At 43.6% G+C, this 17,594-nt stretch carries 17 protein-coding genes; 5 read left to right on the forward strand and 12 right to left on the reverse strand.

What is annotated here, in order from left to right; genetic code table 11:
- Positions 1-8: 8 nt before the first annotated feature.
- Positions 9-1,727, reverse strand: coding sequence for a urocanate hydratase (hutU, locus tag H0262_RS03975; protein ID WP_181209766.1), 1,719 nt, complete (start codon positions 1,725-1,727; stop codon positions 9-11).
- Positions 1,728-1,996: 269 nt separating this feature from the next.
- Between hutU and H0262_RS03980 the strand changes: the two genes are divergently transcribed.
- From H0262_RS03980 to H0262_RS03995, 4 genes are all read left to right on the forward strand, one after another.
- On the forward strand, positions 1,997-2,779 hold the full coding sequence (locus H0262_RS03980) for a UTRA domain-containing protein (protein WP_181209767.1): 783 nt from the start codon (positions 1,997-1,999) through the stop codon (positions 2,777-2,779).
- Between the two features lie 314 nt (positions 2,780-3,093).
- A complete protein-coding gene (locus H0262_RS03985; RefSeq protein ID WP_181209768.1) occupies positions 3,094-3,930 on the forward strand; it encodes an amino acid ABC transporter substrate-binding protein in 837 nt (278 codons plus the stop codon).
- A gap of 53 nt (positions 3,931-3,983) precedes the next feature.
- Positions 3,984-4,667, forward strand: coding sequence for an amino acid ABC transporter permease (locus H0262_RS03990; protein WP_181209871.1), 684 nt, complete (start codon positions 3,984-3,986; stop codon positions 4,665-4,667).
- A gap of 73 nt (positions 4,668-4,740) precedes the next feature.
- Positions 4,741-5,484, forward strand: coding sequence for an amino acid ABC transporter ATP-binding protein (locus H0262_RS03995; protein WP_011514246.1), 744 nt, complete (start codon positions 4,741-4,743; stop codon positions 5,482-5,484).
- Positions 5,485-5,594: 110 nt separating this feature from the next.
- Here H0262_RS03995 and H0262_RS04000 read toward each other — a convergent pair whose 3' ends face one another.
- The 11 genes from H0262_RS04000 to uraD all read right to left on the reverse strand — a co-directional run bounded on the left by H0262_RS04000 (position 5,595) and on the right by uraD (position 16,449).
- On the reverse strand, positions 5,595-6,542 hold the full coding sequence (locus H0262_RS04000) for a DMT family transporter (RefSeq protein ID WP_181209769.1): 948 nt from the start codon (positions 6,540-6,542) through the stop codon (positions 5,595-5,597).
- Between the two features lie 271 nt (positions 6,543-6,813).
- Positions 6,814-7,461 (reverse strand): aminodeoxychorismate/anthranilate synthase component II, encoded by a 648-nt coding sequence (locus H0262_RS04005; RefSeq protein ID WP_181209770.1) that lies wholly within the window; start codon positions 7,459-7,461, stop codon positions 6,814-6,816.
- Between the two features lie 32 nt (positions 7,462-7,493).
- A complete protein-coding gene (locus H0262_RS04010; RefSeq protein WP_181209771.1) occupies positions 7,494-8,912 on the reverse strand; it encodes an anthranilate synthase component I family protein in 1,419 nt (472 codons plus the stop codon).
- A 61-nt stretch (positions 8,913-8,973) separates the two neighbouring features.
- A complete protein-coding gene (locus H0262_RS04015) occupies positions 8,974-9,249 on the reverse strand; it encodes a Trp family transcriptional regulator (RefSeq protein WP_011514242.1) in 276 nt (91 codons plus the stop codon).
- 256 nt (positions 9,250-9,505) lie between these two features.
- On the reverse strand, positions 9,506-10,342 hold the full coding sequence (locus H0262_RS04020) for a bifunctional allantoicase/(S)-ureidoglycine aminohydrolase (protein WP_149409246.1): 837 nt from the start codon (positions 10,340-10,342) through the stop codon (positions 9,506-9,508).
- Between the two features lie 114 nt (positions 10,343-10,456).
- A complete protein-coding gene (locus tag H0262_RS04025; protein WP_181209772.1) occupies positions 10,457-10,999 on the reverse strand; it encodes an ureidoglycolate lyase in 543 nt (180 codons plus the stop codon).
- Between the two features lie 224 nt (positions 11,000-11,223).
- Complete coding sequence (gene puuE, locus H0262_RS04030) at positions 11,224-12,204, reverse strand: allantoinase PuuE (protein ID WP_011514239.1); 981 nt, start codon at positions 12,202-12,204, stop codon at positions 11,224-11,226.
- A 100-nt stretch (positions 12,205-12,304) separates the two neighbouring features.
- A complete protein-coding gene (locus tag H0262_RS04035; protein ID WP_181209773.1) occupies positions 12,305-13,816 on the reverse strand; it encodes an NCS1 family nucleobase:cation symporter-1 in 1,512 nt (503 codons plus the stop codon).
- A gap of 146 nt (positions 13,817-13,962) precedes the next feature.
- Positions 13,963-15,312, reverse strand: a complete 1,350-nt coding sequence (locus H0262_RS04040; protein ID WP_181209774.1) for a urate hydroxylase PuuD — start codon at positions 15,310-15,312, stop codon at positions 13,963-13,965.
- Between the two features lie 208 nt (positions 15,313-15,520).
- The gene (gene uraH / locus H0262_RS04045) at positions 15,521-15,889 is read right to left on the reverse strand and encodes a hydroxyisourate hydrolase (RefSeq protein ID WP_181209775.1); all 369 of its coding nucleotides are present in this window, start codon (positions 15,887-15,889) and stop codon (positions 15,521-15,523) included.
- A gap of 38 nt (positions 15,890-15,927) precedes the next feature.
- The gene (gene uraD, locus H0262_RS04050; protein ID WP_310502980.1) at positions 15,928-16,449 is read right to left on the reverse strand and encodes a 2-oxo-4-hydroxy-4-carboxy-5-ureidoimidazoline decarboxylase; all 522 of its coding nucleotides are present in this window, start codon (positions 16,447-16,449) and stop codon (positions 15,928-15,930) included.
- A gap of 335 nt (positions 16,450-16,784) precedes the next feature.
- Between uraD and H0262_RS04055 the strand changes: the two genes are divergently transcribed.
- A complete protein-coding gene (locus H0262_RS04055) occupies positions 16,785-17,450 on the forward strand; it encodes a TetR/AcrR family transcriptional regulator (protein WP_011514234.1) in 666 nt (221 codons plus the stop codon).
- Positions 17,451-17,594: the final 144 nt, after the last annotated feature.

Below are 17,594 nucleotides of genomic sequence, written 5' to 3' on the forward strand. Positions count from 1 at the left end.
ATGGAGAATTACTTAATCATAGGAAGGTTCAGACCGTAATCCTTAGCAGTTTTGATTGCCAGCTCATAACCAGCGTCGGCATGACGCATAACGCCAGAACCACAATCGTTGACCAGTACTCGCGCTAAACGCTTGGCTGCGGCATCAGTACCATCGGCGACGATGACCATACCTGAGTGCTGCGAGTAACCCATGCCAACACCGCCGCCATGATGCAATGATACCCACGTGGCGCCGCCTGCGACATTCAGCATACCGTTTAATAATGCCCAATCCGATACCGCATCTGAGCCGTCTTTCATGCTTTCTGTTTCGCGGTTTGGACTAGCAACAGAGCCGGTATCCAAATGGTCACGACCGATGACGATAGGACCTTTAAGCTCGCCGTTTTTGACCATCTCATTAAAGGCAAGACCTGCTTTATCACGCTCCCCTAGACCTAACCAACAGATACGTGCTGGCAGACCTTGGAACTGAATGCGCTCTTTTGCCATATCAAGCCAGCGATGAATATGTTGGTTTTCAGGGAACAGCTCTTTAATTTTTTGATCGGTTTTATAGATATCTTCTGGATCACCTGATAATGCGACCCAGCGGAAGGGACCTTTGCCTTGGCAAAACAGCGGACGAATATACGCAGGGACAAAACCTGGGAAATTAAAGGCATTTTTTACGCCTTCATCAAACGCCACCTGACGGATGTTATTACCATAATCAGTCGTTGGGATGTCCATTGCCTGCAAGTCTAGCATCGCCTGTACATGTACGGCACAAGACTGAGCAGCGGCCTTGGTTAGATCAGCATGTTGCTCTGGGTTTTCTTGAGCGGCTTTCCATTCTTCAACCGTCCAGCCACTTGGTAGATAGCCATTAATCAAATCATGGGCGGAGGTTTGATCAGTAACCAAATCAGGTTTGATTTCGCCTGCATTGGCACGCTTTACCATCTCAGGCAAGATGTCTGCTGCATTACCAAGTAGGGCGATTGAGACGGCTTCACCAGCTGCAGTATGTTGCTTAATCAGCTCATAGGCATGGTCAAGATTGTCAGCTTGTTTATCGACGTAGCCCGTACGCAAACGGAAATCAATACTAGACTGCTGACACTCGATATTTAAAGAGGTGGCTCCAGCAAAGGTCGCTGCCAATGGCTGCGCGCCGCCCATACCACCAAGGCCAGCAGTCAAAATCCAACGTCCTGCCCAGCTACCGTCGTAATGCTGACAACCAGCTTCGACAAAGGTTTCATAAGTGCCTTGAACGATGCCTTGGGTGCCGATATAAATCCAGCTGCCCGCAGTCATTTGACCGTACATAAACAAGTCTTTACGATCGAGCTCGTTGAAATGCTCCCATGTTGCCCAGCGCGGGACAAGGTTGGAGTTGGCAATCAATACGCGCGGCGCATTTTCGTGGGTTTGAAAAACGCCAACTGGTTTGCCAGATTGCACCAATAAGGTTTCATCGTCCTCTAATTCTTTCAATGACGCTAAAATTTGATCATAGCTTTCCCAATTACGGGCTGCGCGTCCAATACCGCCATAGACGACCAAGCTCTTTGGATTTTCAGCCACATCAGGATGTAGGTTGTTTTGTAACATACGATAAGGGGCTTCGGTCAGCCAGCTCTTACAGTGTAGCGTACTGCCAGTTGGCGCCGCGATATTGCGACTCTCGTCACGGCGAGTATATGCAGAAGTTTTGTTCAATCCATTATCAGTAGTCATGATCCTATCCTTATGATATCTGTTGAGGCAATATGGCAATCAAAGTGAGTCTTGTACGGTCAGTTTGCTAAATTTACTAATACTGCCGTAAAGTTGTATATACAAATTATCAGGAATCATTTTTTCATGCAAGTTTTTTTTCTTTATTGCAGCATTATTTTTGTGAGTGATTAGACAAACAGGCAGCTGCCATATGGTTTTGCTGAGGTTTGTATGATTATCTCGTGTTACTATGGCGCTATTCTTATTGGTCAAAATAACGGTTAAAAATGGATACGATAAAGGCGATTCCGGCATATCAACGCATTAAAAATGCGATATTGGACAATATTCATTCAGGTAAATGGCAGGCGGGCAATGCGATTTCTACCGAAATGGCGTTGGCAGAAGAGTTTGGTGTCTCTCGTATGACGGTCAACCGTGCTTTAAAGGAATTGAGCGAAGAGCGAGTATTGGAGCGCCGTCAAGGGTCGGGGACGTTTGTTGCGCAGCAGCAGTTTAATCATACGTTTGTAGAAGTGCGTAATATCGCTCAAGATTTAAAGTCTGCCAATCGTGATTATCAAGCAAAAGTTGTCAGTAAGCGTGGCATTACTGCTTCTATGCTAAACGATGAGCTACGGCGTAAATTTGGTCTTGATAAGGCTATTAAATCGTCTGAGTTAAAAGACGCTACTGACATTAGAAGCATCAAGAATATTGATAGCGAAGCCGCTGTTTTATATGAGGTTAAGATCATCCATTTTGCAGATGGTCAGCCGATACAGTTTGAAGAGCGTTGGGTAGATGCTCTAAAGGTTCCAGAGTTTATCGAGCAAGATTTTAGCGTGGTCAATACCAGTGATTATCTCATTGCAAAAAGCCCACTGGAGCGTGGTAGCTATACTATTCGAGCACTAGCCGCACCTGATGAGATTGCAGCGTTACTACAGATTACCGCGCAGTCGCCTACATTGGTACTTTGTCGTCAAACTTACTCAGCGGGTCAAGTACTGACTTTTGTCAAAATGTGGCATGCAGGTGAGCGGTACCAGTTTTCAGGGGAACTATAACAACCTTACGCATATTCACTATTTTTGTACGTTTATTCTTTCTAAATTGCGTTAATATACGCATGAGCAGATGTTTAATGGGCAGATTTAGAATAAGTATTTGTCATAAAATGCCTCAAATTTTCAAGAATAAAATAAAACCAGCATTGAAAAATATGCTGTGTATCCTCAAATTGAGCAGTCACAGTCAAATAATACCAAGCAGATATTTATGATGATATCTGCTTGTTCTTCAGTACGATTTTATTGGCAGGACATATTTTGCTTTATTTGACTCAGTCACTTTTATTTACTCACTATGATAAGGACGTCTTATGAAACGTCGCACGCTTTTAGCCCTTGCCGCAAGTACCGTATTGCTTGCCGCTTGTGGTCAATCACCTACCAATGATGCTGAAACCAAGGCAACTGATACCGCTGCAAGTGGCGGTTCTGATTTGCTACAGCGTATCAATAACGGCGGCACTATCAACGTCGGTACCGAAGGCACTTATCCTCCATTCACTTATCATGATGAGAGCGGCAAACTGACCGGCTATGATGTCGAAGTGACGCGTGCCGTTGCTGACAAACTGGGCGTGACCGTTGAGTTTCAAGAAACCCAGTGGGATGCAATGCTCGCAGGTTTGGACGCCAAGCGTTTTGATATGGTTGCCAACCAAGTCAGCTTGACCACGCCTGAGCGTTTAGCAAAATATGATAAAGCGCAAGCGTATAGCTGGTCGGGCGCAGTGGTTTTAGCCCCAAAAGATGATAACCGTTATAGCTCGTGGGAGGCTTTAAAAGGTCTACGTAGCGCTCAATCACTGACCAGCAACTATGGTGAGCTTGCAGAGCGTTATCAAGCTGAAGTCATCCCTGTTGATGGTATGGCTCAAGCGATCCAGCTGGTTAAACAAGATCGCGCTGACTTTACCATGAATGACAATCTTGCCATTTTGGATTATCTAAAAAAATTCCCAGATGCGGCGCTTGAGATTAAATTGACGGCCCCTGTCAGTGAGCAAACCGGTTCAGGCTTGGTATTGATAAAAGGTGATGATGAAGTATTGGCAAAATTAGACGAAGCCATGGCAGCATTGGCCGCTGATGGAACGCTCACCAAACTGAGCCAAGAATTCTTTGGTGCTGATATAAGTCAACAAAAATAATGCTAGCTTCTATAACGTCAGTGTTAGCAGATTTATTGGCATTATTGCCGTTTATGAGTCCTGATCGGGCGCAGATTGTTATCTCGTCTTTTTGGCCGATGCTTAAAGGTGGTATCTATTATTCGATACCGCTGGCATTGATATCGTTTGCGATCGGTATGGCAATTGCGCTGACCGTGGCACTGATTCGTATCGTGCCGCGTGCTGGTTGGGTTCATGAGATTGTCTACAGACTTGCTCGCATCTATGTGTCTGCCATTCGCGGCACGCCAATGCTGGTACAGCTATTTATTATCTTTTATGGTTTACCGAGTGTTGGGGTCAAGCTTGATCCTTTTCCGTCAGCGATCATCGCTTTTTCGCTAAATATTGGTGCTTATGCGTCAGAGACGGTGCGCGCATCCATTTTGTCTATTCCAAAAGGACAGTGGGAAGCCGGTTCGACTGTCGGCTTGACGTATTTGCAGACCTTTCGCCATGTTATTTTGCCGCAGGCACTACGCGTATCCGTACCGCCGCTATCTAATACCTTTATCAGTCTGGTAAAAGATACTTCGCTAGCATCGCTCGTATTGGTGACTGAGCTGTTTAAACAAGCGCAGATTATCACCGCGCGGAATTATGAGTTTATGTTGGTCTATATCGAAGCGGCCGTTATCTATTGGGGTATTTGTCTGTTTTTGACCTTTATCCAAGGTAGGCTTGAAACGCGTCTTGATCGTTATGTTGCCAAATAATATCGCTATCAACCCATGATATATTTCTCGCCCCTTTAACCCATGTGTTTTTTAATTTGCAAGTGGACGTCTTATGATTCAAGTCACCAATATTCATAAAGCCTTTGGGAGCAATCAAGTGCTTAAAGGTATCGACTTGACCATCGAAAAGGGCAAAGTGGTGGTCATATTAGGACCATCAGGTTCTGGTAAGACGACGTTTTTGCGGTGTTTGAATGCGCTTGAAATTCCAGATCAAGGTATCATCGCTTTTGATGATGGCAGCCTGACGGTCGATTTTGCCACTAAACCTAAGAAAAAAACCTTACTTGCGCTGCAACGTAAGTCGGGTATGGTGTTTCAATCTTATAATTTATTTCCACATAAGACAGCCATCGAAAACTTAATGCTTGGACCTACGGTGGTACAAGGGCAAAGTAAAGCGCAAGCACGTGAGCAGGCATTAGCATTACTCGATAAAGTGGGTTTGTCTGATAAGGCAGATCTCTATCCGTTTCAGCTATCGGGTGGTCAGCAGCAGCGTATTGGTATTGCTCGTGCATTGGCGATTGAGCCGTCTTTACTACTATTCGATGAGCCAACGTCTGCGCTTGATCCTGAGCTAGTACAAGATGTGCTTGAAACCATGAAACAGCTGGCATCAGAAGGTTGGACGATGGTTGTTGTTACTCATGAAATAAATTTTGCCCGTGATGTCGCTGATCATGTGGTTTTGATTGAAGATGGCAAAATTGTCGAAGAGGGCAGTGCTAAGCAGTTATTCGAGGACTCCAAGCATCCGCGTACGCAAGCGTTTTTACAGCGTATTGAACAGTAATAAGCTTGAAAGATGCTAAATAAAAAGCCCCAACTATATTCATAGTAGGGGCTTTTTTTGATTCAACAGAAAGAAACCTAAGGCTATTAAAAGTGATTATAGGATATCGACTAAATCCTTTCCCGTCTTTTTAGCCAACGTGGTACGCGAGTAGTAGTACCATTTAGCACAGCATTAAATAAAGCTGCTAGCAGAATGAGTATGACGCCGACATATTGAATCCAAGATAATGATTGATGCAGTAATAGCGTTGCCAAAGCAATCGCGGTTAGAGGCTCAAAGATAGTAAACACTAATGCACGGGTGGCAGGGAGCTTCTCTAATGCCTTCATATAAAGTGCAAAGGGTACGACGGTTCCAATCAAAGACAATCCTAATGCATAGCCCCAAGTAGATAAGGGTAAGGTTAGTAATTGTCCATAAGTGTTATAGGTTTCAGGTAGTAGTAGCAGTATGCCAGCACTGATGATAATAGAGGTAAAAAATACTAAAGGAGCAGGGTGCGCGTCATGCATAGCGCGCTTACCCAATACCCCGTATAGGGAATAACATACGCCTGATAATAAACCCAATGCAATACCCCAGTTGACTTGCGCCTGCTCACCTAACATCGTCAAGCCGACACCAAATACTGCCATGAGTGCCAGTAGGGCTGACTGCCGAGTAATGGATTCATTAAGCAAGAATGCTGAAAATAATAAGCTAAAAACGGGCGCAGTATATAGCAAGGCGACTGCAGGACCAGCACCGACATAGATAACGGCAAAAAAATAGCAAACCGACATGCCGAGTACACCAATCAACGACTGTAGTGCCAGTCCGAGCCACTGTTTTGGACGCAACTTTATTAGCTGTGGCCATAGTTTTGGCAGCATAACGAGGATAATAAGAGCGGCGGTCACGATACGTAAAATGGTCGTTTGCCAGCCACTAAAGCCGATTTGGTTGAGATAGGTTGAGAATATCCCTAAAGTACCCCAGCAGACAGCGGCTGTAATGATTTGAATGGTGCCTATCCATGACTGCCGTGCTGACATTGTGCTATCGGTATGTGCCATATTGCTCTCTATTTTTATTTGTTACCAGGTTCAAAGAATAAGCGGTCCAAGCCTTCTGGCTGATTACTTAATAATATGCTGAAATAATAAAAGACAACCTGATTAAAGGCTGCCTTTTGTTTATTTTTTCAGTCTATCATTAAAGCGTCAATTAAGTACTAACACAAGTCAGTTAGGCATAAAATGCAATTTATTTGATTTAGGTGCAGGCTTCACTTCAGCTTATTACCCTTTAACGTCATATCCTCCAAACCAGCTTAAGCATCGTGATTTACACCTGAAGTAAAAAATTCGTCAATAAACGCTTGGCACCTTCGGTCGCAAATGACTCTGGGTGAAACTGCACGCCTTGAATCGGATAGTCTTTGTGCTGCACACCCATTATCTCATCACCAGCCAGCGCCGATTCAGTCAAATCTAAATCATTATGTTCATCATTAGCGACGACAGCTGTGACAGTCAAACAATTTGGTAGTGTATCTGCTTGTACCATCAATGAGTGATAGCGCATGATTTCTAACTCCTGCGGCAAATCATTATAAATGCCCGCACCATCATGACGAATGGCTGAAACCTTGCCATGCATCGGTACACTGGCGCGTATCACATCACCGCCAAATACATGAGCAATGCCCTGCATGCCTAAGCAAACGCCTAATAGTGGCGTCGTTTTGCCCATCACTTCAATCACTTCGGCACAAATGCCAAAATAGGCAGGATCATCAGGTGACCCAGGACCGGGTGAGATAATAATACGGTCAAGACTCATCGCTTGTACGTCTGCTAAGGTGATTTCATTATTACGCTTGACGATGACATTTGCTTGTTTATCACTGTCCATCGTCTGCAAAATCTCACCGATATATTGATAAAGGTTAAAGGTAAATGAGTCGTAATTATCGATAATTAAAACATTCATGGGTAGCCAACTCTTTGATAAATTATATGTGGTTATGGGTTCATAAAGCTGTCTAGTACCACTTTCATAGCAGAAAGCTTACGCTGGATTTCTAGATATTCATCAGCAGGATTGGAGTCGTACACATTGCCGCCACAAGTCTGTGCATAGGCCGATTCACCATTGATAAATAAGCTGCGAATAGGAATGGCAAAAATACAATCACCGTTAAAGTTAAAGGATCCTAATGCGCCGCCATAAGCACCACGACCATCTGGTTCAAGCTCGTTGATGACTTTTATCGCTTCAACTTTTGGTGCGCCTGACAAGGTGCCGGCAGGGAAGTTGCTGGCAAGTGCGCTAAACATATCCTCATCGGGATGCAGAATACCGACGATTTCAGAAGAGATATGCTGTACGTGTGAGAAGCGTTTGATATCCATCAAATTACGCACTTTTACCGTACCAAATTGTGCGACGCGTCCGATATCATTGCGATGCAAATCGACCAGCATATTGTGCTCAGCAATCTCTTTGGCATCATTCAGTAGGGCACGCGCAAGTTTGCGGTCTTCGGCAACATCAACGCCGCGCTTAGCTGTACCTGCGAGCGGATAGGTCTCCATCTCGCCCTGACGCAAGCGAAGTAGCAATTCAGGTGAGGCACCGATGATGCACTGCTGAGCAAATTTCATAAAATACATATGCGGTGATGGATTGACCGCCCGTAGTTTTTCATAAATTGGCATCTTATTGCCCGCAATACGATATTTGGATTTAAAGCCGACTTCACATTGAAAGATGCGCCCAGAGATGATGTCTTCTTTGACTTGCATGACGACTTTAGCATGCTCTTCTTGACTCATACCATCACCTAAAAACTCTACGGTAGGCGGTTTATAGTTTGGGATAGGTACATCAAGTAAGGCTTTGATTTGCTCGATGCGATTGTCTTGCTGAGCGGTTGGGTAATAAAAATAGAAAATTTCACCGGTCATTTTATCGAGCGTCAAGCCGTCTAGATAGATACCAAATTTGAAAGGTTCAAAATCATCGCTTGGCTTGGCATTGAGACTTGGCTCAAAGAAATTGACACAGTCGTAGCCTAGATAGCCGACAAGACCGCCACTTTGCTCACGAGCAATAACGTGCTGCGGAGTAATAGTACGTAGAAGCTGATAAGGATTATCCGTCTGATAATTTTTGGTTTCAGCGGTTTTATTATCGGTAATGGCAAGGGTAGTGCGGTCAATGGCTGCAATGGTCATCACCGGATCAAAACCAATGGCATGGTGACGTGACATATGGCTGTCTTCACCCAAGGATTCGAGCAAATAACAAGTATCGAAAACCCGTTCAATACGTTTAAATAGCGCGAAAAAATCAATATCTTGCGTCAGCTTTATCCGCTGCGGCTTGCTTGGGATATCAATAGCAGCAGGCTGGTCATATTGTAGTGTAGGAGAGGTCATAACGAGGTCCAAAGTAATTCAAATAGGTCTTACAAAATAAATTCAGCTAATATTCTTGGCGTTAATTGTCTTGTCTGTGGGTGGCTAGCAGTGCACTTACATCGTGAATTTGCATGGCTTTGGCGCCACGAGAGACCGTTGCGATGCCAACGCCCAACTGTTCGGATATGTCACGCTGGGTGATACCACGCTCGAGCAAATCAAAAATACAGATGCGATTGGCAATCTCGTGTTGCTCTTTAGTCGTTAGTAGCGCTGTTAATAGCTCATCGATATCATTACTGTCATTGCAATGGGCTAAATGCGTCAACAAGCTACGATAAGGGTCAGTGCTCATAATATTTAATCTTAATAAAAAAAAGGTAAGTGGCTATCTTGTTTCAGTATTCTAGTACAGTAGTACATAAAAAACAAGTAAAGTGATGAATGTTTTAGCATTGCTTGATTAAAGCGCTGCTTAAAAATATGAACTTCAGCATAAAAATAAAAAGCCAGCTAATCGTAATGAGCTGGCTTTACTATTAAAAATTTTGCTGGTGTTCGAAAGAACAATGAATGATAGATTCGAATGAACGACTATGCCTTTATATTGCTTATTTTACTGGACGAATAAACGGCATATGTCTATTCACATCTTTATATAGTAAGTATCTAAATGGACCCGGTCCGCCAGCGTAACAAGATTGTGGGCAGAATGCACGCAGCCACATAAAGTCACCTGCTTCAACTTCTACCCATTCACCGTTCAAGTGATAGACGGCTTTACCTTCTAATACATACAAACCATGTTCCATAACATGCGTTTCATCAAATGGAATCACGCCACCTGGTTGAAACGTCACGATATTCACATGCATGTCGTGACGCATATCAGACTGCTCGGTAAACCTGGTGGTTGTCCATACGCCATCAGTACCCGGCATCTCAATAGCTTCAACATCGTGATCGCTAGTTACAAACGCTTCAGGCACATCAATACCTTCACAGTGCTGATAGGCTTTACGTATCCAATGGAATTTAACGTGCTTATCGCTATTGTTTTTCAGCGTCCATTTGCAGCCAGGTGGTAAAAATGCATAACCACCGGCTTCAAGATGATGCGACACGCCTTCAATAGTCATATCCATTTCACCTTCAACGATGAATACGACACCTTCGGCATTTGCATCTAGCTCAGGCTTTTCTGAGCCGCCATTTGGTGCAACTTCGACGATATATTGTGAGAAGGTTTCAGAGAAACCTGACAGTGGACGGGCAAGTACCCACATCCGCATGCCTGTCCAAAAAGGTAGATAACTGATCACGATGTCGGTTAGTACACGTTTAGGAATAATCGCATAAGCTTCAGTGAAGATAGCGCGATCGGATAGTAATTGTGTTTGTGGAGGCAATCCGCCAGTTGGTGCGTAATAAGTACTTTTTGTTGTCATGGTTCGTGTTCCTTAGGGGTTTAGTGCCGCGATAAATTTGTGTCTGAACCTTTGATTTTTTATATGATTAATGCTCTGACATTAGCATAATTATTCATCAGTTGACGATAGCCATTAAGCCTGATTTTTAGCTTGCTCAACAGAGATATCAATGCAAACTTCCCAATCATCAATCTCGAATTCATGGCAATTGTTACCTTCGCCGTTGATACGATCAATCACTAAAAAGTCACAATCCGCTTTTAGCGCCAGTAGCGGATGATGCCAAACATTGGCATCATACTGTACACCTTGATGCGAATGAGCATAAAACACTTCTAAATCATCAGCTGATTTAGGCGCATCGCCAGCTTTTGCCACAACGACTATATAGTCTGTGCCATTCATAGAAAAGAACGCTTGCGTGCCAAATGGATGGTATTCCATCACCGATAACGTAATAGGGCAGTCACGTCTTTTAGTACGGAAAATACTAAAACCGACTTCTCCGCCATCATGAGTGACTTTTGAGATGGCATTATGACGACACGCAAAGCCACGATTGATATCCCAGCTGTTTTCAGGACACTTTTCTTGATCATCATAAGGCTCAATCACTGAGCCATAAGGCGCAAAAGCAGCTTTAGTTAAAGGTTTAGCAATGATTGTAGTTTTCATAAGTTCACCTTTAGATTAATTAGCAATATTATTTATTTGTTCTAGCAATTTATTCAGTTATAGCTCGATTTGAGATAAGAAAATACCGGACATAAGATGTCATCTTTAAGCAATTGCAGCACTCAGGTATCAACCACCTTGAGCGTATCATCCGTCAGCTTACGTGGTTGCTACTACGTACGTGCTTATTAATATGATGATACGTCTTATGATTGTTGTTACGGCTACATCCAGTTGGCGGTGTTATCAGCCGTGGCTGGATGATTTTCATACCAGTGCTTGGCGATTTCATCGCGGCGGCAGATCCAAACGTCGGGTTTACTGGTGATGTATTGTAAAAACTGTTTGAGCGCTTTAATGCGACCAGCACGACCAATGATGCGGCAATGCAAACCAATGGTTAGCATCTTGGGAGTGTCTTGACCTTCTTCATATAGAGTGTCAAAGCTGTCTTTTAAGTATTGATAAAAAGGTTCAGCATTGGTGAACCCAGGACTTGAAGAAAAACGCATGTCATTGGTCTCAAGCGTATAAGGAATGACCAGATGCGGTTTGCGAGCAATTTTGTTGCCTTCTTCTACTTTAACATTGAGCCAGTACGGCAGCTCATCAGCATAAGAGTCAGAGTCATAAATGTAGCCGCCTTGTTCTGCGACCAGCTCGCGAGTATTTGGGCTATCGCGACCGGTATACCAGCCAAGAGGCTGATTGCCGACCATCCGCTCAAATATTTCAGTGGCGCGGCGTACATGTTCACGCTCGGTCTCGCGGTACATATATTGATAGGTTATCCAGCGCAATCCGTGACTGGCAATCTCATGACCATCTTCTAGAATGCGCTCGACAATATGCGGTGTTTTTTCGGCAGCGGCTGCACAAGTAAAGGTAGTAATAGGTAAACCATATTCTTTAAAAGTATCTAGTACGCGCCAAACACCCACTCGGCTACCATATTCAAAGGCGGATTCAATCGACTGATGGCGGTTGTTAAATTCTGGCGTACCTAAAACGTCTGATAAAAAACGTTCTGACTGACCATCACCATGCAAGACACTGTTCTCTGCGCCTTCTTCGATATTTAGCACAAACTGTACGGCAATCTTAGCGCCGCCCGGCCAATTGGCTTTGGGTGGATGGTCGCCATAGCCTTTTAAATCGCGTGGATAAGCGGCTTGATCAAAGTCGCTGGTTATCTTTTTTTTCATGGTGTTTTATCCTTTATAAAAACAGAGTAATAGATCTATTAGAAATGTAATAACTATTTTTTATTCTACTATTGCACTTCATCTTTCTGACTTCACCGCCTTATTCTACTATGGTGTCAGGATCTACTGCATAAGGGCGCATCAATACCCAATACACGATGCCACCTATTGCCGCGCCTAATAAGAAACCATAACCTTCAAGCTTAGTCAGTGCGGGTATCAATACCGTGGCGATAGAGAATAAAGCGCCGATTGCAAAGGCGATAAGCGCACGGATGTTCCAGCCTTTGTAGTAGTAATAAGCACCAGTTGGTTGAGCGGAAAATAAGTCATTCATATCGATATGTTGACGTTTAATTAGGTAATAATCGATGACTAAGATACCAAAGAATGGAGCGATGACCGCACCAATAGTATTTACAAAACCGACAATACCGATCTTACTGATGAATGATAACCACAATGCACCAACGAAAAAGGCGATAACAGCAGTAATTAAACCGCCCATGCGAAAGTTAATATGCTTAGGAAATAAGTTAGCCAAATCGTAAGCAGGGGGAATAAAGTTTGCAACCATATTGATACCGACGGTTGCGGCAAAGAAGGTCAGCGCTGCAATAATGGTCAAGGGTAGAGAATCCACGCGATCAACAATATCCGATGGATTGGTCAATGCTTCGCCAAATATTACTAAGGTTCCAGCGGTAATGACCAAAGCGATAAACGAGAAAAATACCATGTTGACGGGTAGACCGAGTAAGTTACCCAAGCGCATATCGCGCTCACTACGCAAAAATCGTGAGAAGTCACCGAAGTTTATGACGACTGCTGCGAAATAAGCAACCATCGTACCGACGATAGCAGTAAATGCCTGTATGGAATTTCCACTATAATCGCTGCCACTAGCGAAGATAGAGTTAATCGCAGGTAACAACTCAGAACCTGATTGATACCAGATGACGGCCATCAGGATGACCATAACGACATAGACTAGCGGTCCTGCCCAATTCAAAAAGTGCTTGATCGGCTCGATGCCTGCCCAAAACAGTAAAATCTGAAATACCCAAACGATAACAAAGGCAATCCAAGCGGTACTATTCAAGCCTAAAAATGTCGTATCTGGGCTACCTATGACAATAGTCAACAAAATGGCAACTGCAGTTGAGGCAAAGTAGGTCTGCACCCCGTACCAAAAGATACCGATAATAGCGCGTAAGATGGCAGGTAAGTTAGCGCCATTGATACCCATGCTGGCACGTATCAAGACTGGAAAAGGGATGCCATATTTGACACTGGGTTTACCAGTTAAGTTAACCATCAGCATGACGATAAATCCTGAGCAGATAATCGCTGCCATGACCCACCACCCATTCAGTCCATAACTCAAAAATAAGGAGGCCGCTAAGGTATAACCGAATAAGCTCTGAATATCATTGGACCAAACATTAAATATCGCAAACCAGCCCCAATTACGCTGTTCAGGCTGTAGTGGGGCAAGATCTTCATTATATAATCTTGAATTTTTGCGTTCTGGATTAAAGGTATTGCAATCATAGAGCGCGCTATTGGATTGAGTACTGAGCTGACTTCCTTGCTCATTCGCAGTGGACATCCTTTTCTCCCTTTAGATTGAAATCAATCGAAATAAACATTGTTAACACTTATTAATGTTTATTGTTAACACTTTAAGGATGTCTAGCTCATTGGTCAAGATAATTGTTTGATCAGCGTTTACTCTTCTTTGTCTAGAATGCTCATTTATAACCCTGAAGCATAAGCGACCAGTTGTTGGCGCTCTTCATCGCTTAGCTGAGTGATATTACCCAGTGGCATATAGCCACTTTGTACGGCAGTCACAATCTTAGCTTGATGAGTTTTTATGTCTGCAGGGGTTTGGATAATAATACCCGCTGGCGGCGCATTAAATCCAGCTTGTGTTGGTTGTGCCGCATGGCAAACGCTACATTTTGCTTCTACTACTTTCATGATAGCGTCGTCAGCTGAAGGAGCAACAGCTATTACTTCGTCGGTAGCGGCAGTTCCGCCAGCAACCGCATTGGGATCAGCCTCTGTAGCAGTAGCAGGTGCTACCGTATTTGTATCTTGAGTGACAGCAGCAGGCGGTGTATCTGTCGGTGCTACTTCAGTGACAGCAGGCGTCTTGATTGGAGAAACTGGTAATGGCTCGATAGGTGCTGGACGCATCCAGATAATCAATAGTACGGTTGCTATCGCAGGAATTACTAAGAATTTTGGTCTATGGCGACCCAAGTGTTTTTCGTTGAAGTAATGACGAGCTGTTGCCGTGATGACACCAATGAATACCAATATCAACCAACCATGCGCATGTGAATACATCATTGGATAGTGATTACTAATCATGATAAAGATAAGCGGCAAGGTAAAGTAGTTATTCATCAATGAGCGATTTCTGGCCATCAATGCCAAATCTGCGACTTCTGGACCTGGTTTTACGCCGCGGCGTACACAATCTACAAGTGCGCGCTGAGCTGGCATAATACCGAAGAAGACGTTACCTGCCATGATAGTACCTAAAATGGCACCGACATGGATAAAGGATGCACGATCACTAAACAGCTGGTATGAGCCCCAAGTGGCGATAATCATGAGTACAAAGATAGTGATACTGAAAGCCAGTTTATTTTTGCCGACATTGCTGCGCACAATGACTTCATAAATAAAGTAACTACCGAATAAGAACAGTAGACTGGTCGATATAGCACCGACGCTGCTACCAAAGTCAACTTTGCTCGGATCAATCAAGTAAGCCGTGGCATTGATGTAGTAAACGATAATGAGCATCGCCATACCGGTCAGCCATGTGGTATAGGCTTCCCACTTAAACCAATGCAGCGTTTTTGGCATCTCTTCAGGTTCGAGCTTGTATTTGGCAATTTCATAGAAACCACCACCATGTACTGCCCAAAGATCGCCTGAAATGCCTTTTTTGGCTTTCCATTCTGGTGGCTTCTGAAGACTCATATCTAGCCATACGAAATAAAATGATGCGCCAATCCATGCTACACCAGCGATAACGTGAAACCAGCGGAAAAATAAGCTTAGCCAATCGAGAAGATATGCACCCATGTTGTCAATGTCCTTTTATATTATTATATCTTGGTAACTCGTAACGACTTTTGCTCACCTTCGTTATTATAAAAGATTGTGATACAACGTAGCGATACCAGCATTATTCATTTGGTCTTAAATCACTGACCTCATTGTCAGGTGTTTAAAGTTTCCAGCACTCGTTTAGCCTTGTTTTTATAAGGTTTCGAGTCATAAAGCTATAAAATCATGATCCGCGATAAGTGCCGTAGCCGTGTGCGCTAAGCAGTAGCGGCACATGGTAGTGACCGTTATCTTGTATCATAAAATCGATGACCACTTGCGGATAAAATACTGTGAGGTTTTGCGTATCAAAATATGCTTGGGTATCAAAGGTCAGCGTATAGCGACCGATATCTAAATGATACTCGGCAATATCAATCTCTGAGTTGAATGCCCAGCCATCTGGCGTCACGCGACCATCAGCGTTGGTGACACCGTTTGCCAATAATGATGGCTCGCCACTGGCACTAATACGATGTAACGTCACTGCGATGTCAGCGGCAGGCTTGCCAAGATGGGTGTCTAAAATATGTGATGAAAGAGTACCTGACATAATAATTCCTTTTATGTATGAGAGAGACAAAGCAAGATTTAAGCGTCGCCTAACAGTTTTTGTAAACGCAAACGCGTGATTTTATTTTGTTCAGTAGCCGCATTGAGCAATTCAGTCTTGCGATCATTTGGCAGGCGTGCTTGCAATAGATCAAGCATTTGCTGCGCGCTTTTACCAGTTGCGAAGACAATAAAGATAAAGCCGAATTTATCGAGATAGTCTTGATTGCCTTGTGCTAACGCTTCAAGTACCGCATCTTCAGCGTCATTGGCGCCTGATTGCTCATGAGCAGCACTGTCTTGCGTATTGCGATACTTCTCTTTTAATGAGTCGACATTGCCAATCTGTGGGTGACCATCAAAGGCTTCTAGCAAGTTAGCTTCATCCGTTTTAGCTTGTTGCCACGCGTCATCGCTTGCACTCAGTAGCGCTTTGATATCTGCAAACGGACGTGCGTCTGCCAAGGTTTGCGCCCATTGGCTACTGGTACAGCACGTTAGGAATTCTGAGGTCGCATCGGCTTGCGAGAGGGCGTTCAGTTGCGATAGTGATAAGCTCACAGTGATATCCTTATCTGTTGACACAAAGTGTTGACGGATACACATTTATCATTTGAGTGATATGAATTTATAAGGTACAGACAGTATCGTGTGCTGATATTAGTCTGTTGATTACTTAACTCAGGGAAAACTCAGGTGAAAGTAGTATCGATTGAGTCATAATTGGTTAATATATATCCATTCTGCTTAAACCTGACTAAATGGTCAACTACTTTATGCAAAATATTTTTATTTTTTACTGGATATGCTAATAATCGGTGTGTTTATTCACAGTTTATCTTAAAGTCACGCTAGAATATGGTACTTACTGATATAAATGTCTAATGGTGCAACCTATGACTCAAATTTCTAAAGCAAAAGCTTCATCCGCCTCTGAGAGCGTGGTTCATCGCAATCAGCATGATATTCGTGCCCAAAACCAAGCGGTGATTTTGACTGCCGCTGAAGAAGAGTTTGTGCTGAAAAGCTATCGCGGTGCCACCATGCAAGGTATCGCTGATCGAGCAGGGCTGCCAAAAGCCAATGTGCATTACTATTTTAAGAGTAAGACCAATCTGTACAAAGTAGTTTTGCGTGCCATCATTCAAGAGTGGAATGATGGCTTGGTGACGATGACAGTAGACAGCGATCCAAGAACCGTTATCGAAAAGTTCGTCCGCACCAAATTGCATCAAGCATTTGCAAACCCAAATCGCCATAAGCTATTTGCGTTAGAGGTCATCGGCGGTGCCCCGCATTTACATGATTTTATGTCGACTGCGATGAAAGATTGGGCGCTGGATAAAACACAAGTCATGAAGATATGGCATGAGCAAGGCAAAATTGCCATTGCTGACCCTTTACAGCTATTGATTTTGATTTGGGCAACCACGCAGCGCTATGCAGAGTTTGAAACAGAAATCGTCGGCTTAATGCAAAAGAGCGCGTATGATGAGACAGACGAGGCCCGCGCTGCTGACTTCTTAATACCTTTTATACTACGAGGTTGCGGACTCGAATAGTGGTAGATTGGAATAACTGCTATTAATGAATGGCTTGACGCATAAAGGATTGCTTTAACGATATCGCTGCTAATTAGCGCTTTATCATTAAGGCAATCCTTTTCTTTTGTCACTCAGCAAAGTCTTTTACATTGTCTTAGAAAA

Origin of the sequence: Psychrobacter sp. D2 (assembly GCF_013608135.1) — a bacterium.
Classification (GTDB): Bacteria; Pseudomonadota; Gammaproteobacteria; order Pseudomonadales; family Moraxellaceae; genus Psychrobacter; species Psychrobacter cryohalolentis.

Excerpts from the sequence above, each read along its gene's own strand:
- H0262_RS04020 (WP_149409246.1), bottom strand. The coding sequence starts at position 10,342 with ATGACAACAAAAAGTACTTATTACGCACCAACTGGCGGATTGCCTCCA.
- H0262_RS04005 (WP_181209770.1), bottom strand. The coding sequence starts at position 7,461 with ATGAATGTTTTAATTATCGATAATTACGACTCATTTACCTTTAACCTT.
- hutU (WP_181209766.1), bottom strand. The coding sequence starts at position 1,727 with ATGACTACTGATAATGGATTGAACAAAACTTCTGCATATACTCGCCGT.
- uraH (WP_181209775.1), bottom strand. The coding sequence starts at position 15,889 with ATGTCAGGTACTCTTTCATCACATATTTTAGACACCCATCTTGGCAAG.
- H0262_RS04040 (WP_181209774.1), bottom strand. The coding sequence starts at position 15,312 with ATGGGTGCATATCTTCTCGATTGGCTAAGCTTATTTTTCCGCTGGTTT.
- H0262_RS03980 (WP_181209767.1), top strand. The coding sequence starts at position 1,997 with ATGGATACGATAAAGGCGATTCCGGCATATCAACGCATTAAAAATGCG.
- H0262_RS04055 (WP_011514234.1), top strand. The coding sequence starts at position 16,785 with ATGACTCAAATTTCTAAAGCAAAAGCTTCATCCGCCTCTGAGAGCGTG.
- H0262_RS04010 (WP_181209771.1), bottom strand. The coding sequence starts at position 8,912 with ATGACCTCTCCTACACTACAATATGACCAGCCTGCTGCTATTGATATC.
- H0262_RS03985 (WP_181209768.1), top strand. The coding sequence starts at position 3,094 with ATGAAACGTCGCACGCTTTTAGCCCTTGCCGCAAGTACCGTATTGCTT.
- H0262_RS04025 (WP_181209772.1), bottom strand. The coding sequence starts at position 10,999 with ATGAAAACTACAATCATTGCTAAACCTTTAACTAAAGCTGCTTTTGCG.
- H0262_RS03990 (WP_181209871.1), top strand. The coding sequence starts at position 3,984 with ATGAGTCCTGATCGGGCGCAGATTGTTATCTCGTCTTTTTGGCCGATG.
- H0262_RS03995 (WP_011514246.1), top strand. The coding sequence starts at position 4,741 with ATGATTCAAGTCACCAATATTCATAAAGCCTTTGGGAGCAATCAAGTG.
- H0262_RS04035 (WP_181209773.1), bottom strand. The coding sequence starts at position 13,816 with ATGTCCACTGCGAATGAGCAAGGAAGTCAGCTCAGTACTCAATCCAAT.
- H0262_RS04000 (WP_181209769.1), bottom strand. The coding sequence starts at position 6,542 with ATGGCACATACCGATAGCACAATGTCAGCACGGCAGTCATGGATAGGC.
- H0262_RS04015 (WP_011514242.1), bottom strand. The coding sequence starts at position 9,249 with ATGAGCACTGACCCTTATCGTAGCTTGTTGACGCATTTAGCCCATTGC.
- puuE (WP_011514239.1), bottom strand. The coding sequence starts at position 12,204 with ATGAAAAAAAAGATAACCAGCGACTTTGATCAAGCCGCTTATCCACGC.